Source organism: Micromonospora sp. NPDC051296 (assembly GCF_040682255.1).
Taxonomy (GTDB): domain Bacteria; phylum Actinomycetota; class Actinomycetes; order Mycobacteriales; family Micromonosporaceae; genus Micromonospora; species Micromonospora craterilacus.
Genome location: NZ_JBFBAO010000344.1, coordinates 1 through 7,495, shown reverse-complemented (window position 1 = coordinate 7,495; position 7,495 = coordinate 1). Strand labels below are relative to the sequence as shown.

Below are 7,495 nucleotides of genomic sequence, written 5' to 3'. Positions count from 1 at the left end.
CCAGCGCGGTCATCGTGGAGATGTTGACCGTATGGGCGAGATCGCCGCCGGTGCCGACCACGTCCAGCGCGGTCGCGCGTACCTCCTCGGGCAGCTCCACCGGGACGGCCCGGCTGAGCATCGCCTCGACCAGCCCGGTCACCTCGGCCGGCGTCTCGCCCTTGGCCCGCAGCGCCACCGCGAAGCCGGCGATCTGGGCCGGAGCCGCGGAGCCGGACATGATCTCGCCCATCGCCCAGGCGGTGTCGGCGGCGGAGAGTTCCTCCCCGCGCAGCAGCGCGGTGAGCAGGTGCGGCCAGGTCCGATCGCCCATGCGGGCCTCCCGAGCAGACGAGTGCGGGTGGGACGGGACCGGCGCCGGCTCGCCCGGCGCCGTGGCGGTGCCGGAGTGGTACGTCAGGCGGCGGCGTGCGTCCGCAGCAGCTCGGTCACCGTGGCGGCGGTGGTGATCGGGTCGAGCGGGTGCACCAGGGTCGCGTCGACCTCGGCGTACGCCGCGAGCCACCGGTCGGCGGCGCGGGCGATCACCACGCAGGTCGGGGGAGCCTCGTCGAAGTCGTCCTTGATCTGCCGGGCGATGCCGATGCCGCCACCCGGCGTGGCCTCACCGTCGAGCAGCATCAGGTCGATCTCGTAGTCGTCGACCAGCCGGACGCACTCCGCGTAGGTGGCCGCCTCGACGAACTCGACGCGCAGGTCGGCCGCGGGACGAGTGCCCACGGCGAGCCGCATCCGGTCCCGGACCTGCGGGTCGTCGCTGTAGAGCAGGACGGTGCACAGACGATCGCTCATGCCGACACTCCGCTTCGCTCCGTGCCGTCCTGAGGCACATTCGCACTGAGCCTGATGATTCGCTCGCTGCGCTCGCTCATGGCTTGAACTGGCTCCCACCTCGTAGCTGCGCCGCCGATCGTACCGGTCGGCGTGGCTCCCGCGACACGCCGCCCCGCGTCCGGCCCTGGGGCCGGACGCGGGGCGGTCCGGGGGTCGGCTCAGCCGGCGGCTTCCGCGGCGCGCTGGCGGGCCTCCTGGCGGTCCAGTTCGCGGTCGATCCGGCGGGCCTCCCGCTCGGCGTGGCGCATCCATTGCACGACCAGCACCGCGAGCATCGTCACACTGACGAACTCGCCGCCGGCCCACAGGATGCCGCCGGCGAGGACCTGGTCCTCCCACGGGTCGGCCCAGCTCAGCCCGAGCGACGGGTACCAGTCGCCGCCGAAGAGGGTGGTGCTCTGCATGATGGTCAGCCCGAGCACGGTGTGGAACGGCACCGACAGCAGCATCAGCAGGGCCCGGCCCGGGTACGGCCAGCGTCCCGGCAGCGGGTCCAGACCGAGCAGCGGCCAGAAGAACACGCAGCCGGTCATGATGAAGTGCGCGTGCACCAGCTCGTGCGCCCAGGCGTGTTCCAGGGTGTAGCGGTACAGGTCGGTGAAGTAGAGCGCGAACGGGTTGACCACGAAGATGGCGAAGGCCACCAGCGGGAAGGTGTAGATCCGCGCGATCCGGCTGTGCACCACCGCGAGCAGCCGCTTGCGTGGCCCCGTCGGCAGGGTGCGCAGGGCCAGTGTGACCGGCGCGCCGAGCGCCAGGAAGATCGGCGAGACCATGGACAGCGCCATGTGCTGCACCATGTGCACCGACAGCAGCGCGGTGTCGTACGCGTGCAGCCCGCTGACCGTGACCGAGGCGATGCCGCCGAGACCGGGACCGAGGAAGAAGATCGTCCGGGCGACCGGCCAGCGGTCACCGCGTACCCGCAGCCGGTGCACCCCGTAGAGGTAGAGGCCAGCGGCGAGCACCAGGCCGACGGCGAGCCAGCTGTCCAACCTGGCCTCGGTGAACACGGCGGTGACGGAGAACGGCGGCGGGGTGGCCTCGGCCGCCAGCGGCACGGCGCCGGCCGTCACCTCGACGGCGGCCGACGTTGCGGCCGTGCTGGTCGCGCCCGCTGTGAGCTGCGGCGCGGCCGAGGTGGCCAGGGAGATCGGATCGACGTGCAGCACGCCAATCAGCCTAGGTCAGGCGAACCGGACGGTACCGATCGGGCCATGCGCACCCCGGGTTTGGCCCCCCGCTGATCGCCGGGCGTGGTCAACGGCAATAATGACCGCGTGACTGCGGCCCCAGCCATTGACAAGAGCCGGATCCACTCGCTGACCCGACCCAACATGGTCAGCGTCGGGACGATCGTCTGGCTCTCCAGCGAACTCATGTTCTTCGCGGCGCTGTTCGCGATGTACTTCTCCATCCGTGCGGCAGCGCCGGAGCTCTGGGCAGAGCACACCGCGATCCTCAACATCCCGTACGCGACCACCTTCACGGTGATCCTGGTGTTGTCCTCGGTGACCTGTCAGCTCGGTGTGTTCGCCGCCGAGAAGGGTGACGTGCACGCGCTGCGCCGCTGGTTCACGGTCACCTTCGTGATGGGCCTGATCTTCGTCCTCGGCCAGGCCAACGAGTACCGCGAGCTGGTGCACGAGGGCATCAAGATCAACGCCGACGGTTACGGCTCGATGTTCTACCTGACCACCGGGTTCCACGGCCTGCACGTGATCGGCGGTCTGATCGCCTTCGTGATCTTCATGATCCGCACCACCATGGGCCGGTTCACCCCGGCGCAGGCCACATCGGCGATCGTCGTGTCGTACTACTGGCACTTCGTCGACGTCGTGTGGATCGGGCTCTACGCCATGATCTACTGGCTCCAGTGATCTTGGCGCCGTACGCCGTGCCGCCGCTCCACCCCTGAGACAAGGTCCAACCGGTTAAGGACACAGGTCATGACTTCTGACAACGACCGCCGACGCGGTCTGTTCGCGCGGCTGCGCGGGCGGCCCGTGGCGCGCAGCAGGGGCCGCCGTCGGCTGGGTGCCGCGGTCCGGCTGGTCGCCGCGCTGATGTTGGCCGGCGGCGCCTACGCCGTCTTCGCCCCCGGTGCGCAGGCGCAGGACAACCCGCCGATGAGCGCCGCCGCCGCCGAGGGCAAGGCGCTGTTCGACGTGAGCTGTGTGACCTGCCACGGTCGCAACGCGCAGGGGGTCGAGGGGCGCGGGCCGAGCCTCATCGGCGTCGGCGCGGCCTCGGTCGAGTTCCAGGTGAGCACCGGCCGGATGCCGATGGCCCGGCAGGAGGCCCAGGCCGCGCGCAAGCCCGAGGTGTTCAACTCGGACGAGATCGACCAGCTGGCCGCGTACATTCAGGAGCTGGGTGGCGGCCCGATCGTGCCGGCCGGTGACAACCTGCACGAGGACGGCAACGTCGCGATCGGCGGCGAGTTGTACCGGATCAACTGCTCGCAGTGCCACGCGTTCAGCGGCGGCGGCGGTGCCCTCTCCTCGGGCAAGTACGCGCCGAGCCTCAAGCCGGCCACCGACCGGCAGATCTACGCGGCGATGCTGAGCGGCCCGCAGAACATGCCGGTCTTCGGCGACAACCAGATCACGCCGGAGCAGAAGGCGGACATCATCGCCTACATCCAGCAGACGCTGAAGCACGACGGCGACCCGGGCGGGTTTAACCTGGGCCGGTACGGGCCCTCCACCGAGGGTGTGGCGATCTTCCTGGTCGGCATCGTCGCGCTCGTCTTCGCCAGCCTGTGGATTGCGGGCAAGTCGTGACCGAGCGGATTCTCCGAGTCAGTGCTGTGGTGCCGTGGCCCGGCACCGCCCCTAGCGAGGTGACGGCATGAGCACCCACACCGAGCAGCCGGCCCACCCGGGCCAGGAACCGCTCGACGTGAACGACCCCAGGCTGAGCCGGTTCGACATCGTCCGTGAGGGCGCCCGGCGCGACGACATCGAGATCGTCCACTACGAGCCGCAGGTGACTCCGGGCAGCAAGGCCGAGCGCCGGCTGGTCCGTACGGTGGCGGCGTTCTTCCTGCTCACCGGCCTGGCGGCGACCGCCTTCCTGGCGATCTACATCTGGTGGCCCTGGGAGTACGCGCCGGGCCGCGGCGGCGACAAGCTCTACACCCCGCTGCTCGGCCTGACCCTCGGCGTCGCGCTGCTGGGCGTCGGCTTCGGCATCCTCACCTGGGGCAAGAAGCTGCTGCCCAAGGAGGTGTCGATCCAGGACCGGCACGAGGGCGTCTCCACCGAGGACCAGAAGATCACCGGCCAGACGATGCTCTACATGGCCGACGAGCTGGGCGTGAAGCGCCGGCCGCTGCTCGGCGTCTCGCTGCTGGCCGGTCTGGTGCCGGTCGGCGCGGTCGTCGCGGCGCCGCTGGTGGGCGGGCTGATCTCCAACCCGCACAAGAACAACCAGATGATGACGACCGGGTTCGCCCCGCAGGACGGCCGGAAGATCCGGCTGATCCGCGAGGACGGGCGGCCGATCCGTCCGGCGGACATCAGCGCCGGCGGCCAGATCACCGTCTTCCCGGGCATCGAGCACGGCGTGAGCAACCTGCACGCCGACTCGCCCACCCTGCTGATCCACCTGCGGGACGTCGACGCCGCGGAATCGCGCCGCAACAACGAGCGCGAGGGCCACGGCGACTACATGTGGGGCAACTACGCCGCCTACTCGAAGATCTGCACGCACGCCGGCTGCCCGGCGAGCCTGTACGAGCAGCAGACCAACCGGCTGCTCTGCCCGTGCCACCAGTCGCAGTTCCTGATCACCGACAACGCCAAGCCCGTCTTCGGCCCGGCCAGCCGGCGGCTGCCGCAGCTGCCGATCGAGGTGGACGCCGAGGGCTACTTCGTGGCGAAGTCCGACTACACCGAAACCGTCGGGCCCGACTTCTGGGAGCGGCCGTGAAGCGGCGAAAGTTTGACATGGCAGCGGCGCCGGGCAACACCGCCCGGGCGGTCGACGAGCGCTTCCAGGCGGCGACCCCTCTGCGCAAGCTGCTGAACAAGGTGTTCCCCGACCACTGGTCGTTCCTGCTCGGCGAGATCGCGCTCTTCTCGTTCATCGTCCTGCTGCTGACCGGTGTCTTCCTGACCTTCTTCTTCGAGCCGTCGATGACCGAGGTCATCTACAACGGCAGCTACGCCCCGCTGCGGGGCACGCCGATGTCGGCCGCGTACGCCTCCAGCCTGGACATCTCGTTCGATGTCCGGGGCGGCCTGATCATGCGCCAGATGCACCACTGGGCAGCCCTGCTGTTCATGGCCGCGATCGTGGTGCACATGCTGCGGATCTTCTTCACCGGCGCGTTCCGCAAGCCGCGGGAGACCAACTGGATCATCGGTTCGCTGCTGTTCTGGGTCGGCTTCCTGGCCGGCTTCACCGGCTACTCGCTGCCGGACGACGGCCTGTCCGGCACCGGTCTGCGGATCGCCTCGGCGATCATGCTGTCCATCCCGGTGATCGGCTCCTGGCTGACCTCCTCGATCTTCGGTGGGGAGTTCCCCGGCACGATCATCATCAGCCGGTTCTTCATCGCCCACGTGCTGCTCATCCCGGCGCTGCTGGTCGCGCTGATCAGCGTCCACCTGGGGCTGGTCTTCAAGCAGAAGCACACCCAGTGGCCGGGCCCGGGCCGGACCAACAGCAACGTGGTTGGCGAGCGGATGTTCCCGCGGTACGCGATCAAGCAGGGCGGCTTCTTCATGGTCGTCTTCGGCGTGATCGCGCTGATGGGCGGTCTGTTCCAGATCAACCCGATCTGGCTGTTCGGCCCGTACGAGGCGTGGGTGGTCTCGGCCGCCAGCCAGCCCGACTGGTACGTCATGTTCCTCGACGGCTCGACCCGTCTGATGCCGGACTGGCAGATCGACATCCCGATCGGCGACGGGTACGTGATTCCGCCGCTGTTCTGGCCGACAGTGGTGCTACCGGGCATCCTGGTCGGGCTCTCCACGCTCTATCCGTTCCTGGAGGCCCGCTACCTCAAGGACTACCGGAGCCACAACCTGCTCCAGCGTCCCCGCGACGTGCCGTTCCGCACCGGCCTGGGCGCCATGGCCATCACGTTCTACGTGATCCTGACGCTCTCCGGGGCGAACGACGTCATCGCCGACAAGTTCCACATCAGCCTGAACGCGATGACCTGGGCCGGCCGGATCGGTCTGCTGATCCTGCCGCCGCTGGCGTACTACGTCACGTACCGGATCTGCCTCGGTCTGCAGCAGCACGACCGGGAGGTGCTGGCCCACGGCGTGGAGACCGGCATCATCCGGCGTCTGCCGGACGGCCGGTTCGTCGAGGTGCACCAGCCGCTCGCCGCACCCGACGAGCACGGGCACGGCGAGTTGCCGTACGCCGGTTGGGTCGTGCCGAAGAAGATGAACCGGCTCGGTGCCCTCGGCCCGGCCATCCGGGGCTTCTTCTACCCGATCGAGAAGCCGGCCGAGGCGCCGGTCTCGCCGGGGCACCCGCCGGTCGAGCCGCGCGCGGAGCGGGAGGAGATCGGCAGCGGGGAGACCCGCCGCTGAGGTCCGCCACAGCGTGACGTGGCGCCCGCCGGAGTCGTCCGGCGGGCGCCACGCCCTTTTCCGGCCTTCCGGCCCTCGTCGGAGCTTCCCGCCCGTCGTCGGATCGCAGGAATAACCCCGGCCAGCCGGGTATCCGTGCGGTCCAACGTCTCAACGGGGAGGAAGCATGTTGGGTATCAAACGCCTCGGCCTGGTGGCCGCGCTGGTGCTGGTAGGCGTCGCACCCGCAGCGGCGGCGCAGGCGGCGGCGCAGCAGTCGGAGCAGGACACCCAGTACCTGCAGGCGATGCATCAGGTCAACCTGTACGAGATCCAAGCGGGTGAGCTGGCCCAGAAGAAGGCCCAGAACCAGCAGGTCAAGGACCTGGCGCAGCAGTTCGTCACGGACCACACCGAGCTGGACAACTCGGTGAAGAACGTGGCCAAACAGCTGAACGTCCAGTTGCCGAACGAGCCCACCACCGACCAGCGGGCGGCTCTCGACCAGCTGAACAACGCCAGTGGTGAGGAGTTCGACCGGCTCTGGGTGACCCAGGGGCTGACCAGCACCCTGCAGGCCATCCAGGCGACCCAGACGGAGATCTCGCAGGGCACCGAGTCGCAGGTGGTCCAGCTGGCGCAGTCCGCGCTGCCGGTCCTGCAGGCGCACAACGACGCCCTGGTGCAGTTGGCCGAGCAACTGGGCATCCCGGTGCCGCAGGCCAGCGCGAGCGGCACGCCCAGCCCGGGTGGCACCGCGACCGCTCCGGGTGGCACCACCACGCCGGCTCCGGGTGGCACCAGCACCGAGGAGGCCCCGGCTCCGGGTGGCACCAGCACCGAGGTTCCGGTGCCGCAGCAGAGTTGACCTTGGCGGTACGAGGCGAGCCGGTCCACCCTTCGGGGCTGGGCCGGTTCGCCCTCTGGGCTGGGCCGGTTCAACCGCCGGAGGTGCCCGGCCCGTCACCGACGGCAGCCGCCTGCGACGGTTACCGTCCGTGACGAAGGCGGCCCGCAACCATGCCATCTGCTCGTCCTAATGAGTTGTGGGAGTTGGCCGGTGGGTGAGGCAGACTCCTGGTGGGTAGCCGCTGGCGGATGAGCACTTGTTCGGCCTGGGCCTG

Annotated in this window: 7 protein-coding genes and 1 pseudogene; 5 read left to right on the top strand and 3 right to left on the bottom strand. The window is 69.6% G+C overall.

Features of this window, described 5'->3' with window-relative positions:
- From AB0M52_RS27250 to AB0M52_RS27240, 3 genes and pseudogenes are all read right to left on the bottom strand, one after another.
- Positions 1-313: pseudogene (locus tag AB0M52_RS27250) on the bottom strand (anthranilate phosphoribosyltransferase); the annotation flags it as partial.
- 83 nt (positions 314-396) lie between these two features.
- Entirely contained in the window at positions 397-792 is a 396-nt protein-coding gene (locus AB0M52_RS27245) for a hypothetical protein (RefSeq protein WP_363959338.1), read from the bottom strand.
- A gap of 200 nt (positions 793-992) precedes the next feature.
- Positions 993-2,006, bottom strand: coding sequence for a cytochrome c oxidase assembly protein (locus AB0M52_RS27240; protein ID WP_363959335.1), 1,014 nt, complete (start codon positions 2,004-2,006; stop codon positions 993-995).
- Between the two features lie 108 nt (positions 2,007-2,114).
- Between AB0M52_RS27240 and AB0M52_RS27235 the strand changes: the two genes are divergently transcribed.
- The 5 genes from AB0M52_RS27235 to AB0M52_RS27215 all read left to right on the top strand — a co-directional run bounded on the left by AB0M52_RS27235 (position 2,115) and on the right by AB0M52_RS27215 (position 7,239).
- Complete coding sequence (locus AB0M52_RS27235) at positions 2,115-2,714, top strand: heme-copper oxidase subunit III (RefSeq protein ID WP_111214855.1); 600 nt, start codon at positions 2,115-2,117, stop codon at positions 2,712-2,714.
- 69 nt (positions 2,715-2,783) lie between these two features.
- Positions 2,784-3,620 (top strand): cytochrome c, encoded by an 837-nt coding sequence (locus AB0M52_RS27230; protein WP_363959332.1) that lies wholly within the window; start codon positions 2,784-2,786, stop codon positions 3,618-3,620.
- Positions 3,621-3,687: 67 nt separating this feature from the next.
- Positions 3,688-4,770 carry a Rieske 2Fe-2S domain-containing protein gene (locus AB0M52_RS27225; protein WP_363959330.1) on the top strand — a complete coding sequence of 361 codons (1,083 nt, stop codon included), beginning with the start codon at positions 3,688-3,690 and terminating at the stop codon, positions 4,768-4,770.
- Entirely contained in the window at positions 4,767-6,392 is a 1,626-nt protein-coding gene (locus AB0M52_RS27220) for a cytochrome bc complex cytochrome b subunit (protein WP_363959327.1), read from the top strand. The genes AB0M52_RS27225 and AB0M52_RS27220 overlap by 4 nt, the downstream gene beginning before the upstream one ends.
- Positions 6,393-6,558: 166 nt before the next feature.
- Positions 6,559-7,239 (top strand): DUF4142 domain-containing protein, encoded by a 681-nt coding sequence (locus AB0M52_RS27215; protein WP_363959325.1) that lies wholly within the window; start codon positions 6,559-6,561, stop codon positions 7,237-7,239.
- Positions 7,240-7,495 lie beyond the last annotated feature (256 nt).